Raw genomic sequence first — 312 nt, 5'->3', positions numbered from 1 at the left:
AAGATGTTTTCCCTCAAGTCCTTAGTGGAGCTCATAAAGGCGATTGCAAAGGTGTCATTGGTTGTCGCAGTTGCAGTTTTGATTATTCACTCGCAATTGCCAACGCTTATCGGGCTTGCCGATCAAAATGTAATTTCAGCAATGGAAACAGCTTCCAAAATACTGGGGTGGGGTTTTTTCTATTTAGCATGTACGATGATCGTGATCGCTATGATTGATGTACCTTTTCAGATATTTGATCATACAAAAAATCTGAAGATGACGAAGCAGGAAGTGAAAGACGAATTCAAGGACACGGAAGGTAAGCCAGAG

The 312-nt window shown here is 41.3% G+C and carries 1 protein-coding gene; it reads left to right on the top strand.

Features of this window, described 5'->3' with window-relative positions; translation table 11 throughout:
* Positions 1-3 precede the first annotated feature (3 nt).
* On the top strand, positions 4-312 hold a 309-nt coding region (locus A3756_RS02465; protein ID WP_255376501.1), incomplete at its 3' end, for an EscU/YscU/HrcU family type III secretion system export apparatus switch protein.

This window comes from Oleiphilus sp. HI0086 (assembly GCF_001635225.1).
Note: the sequence above shows the minus strand (reverse complement) of the source record. Positions and strands in the feature narration are given on the sequence as shown.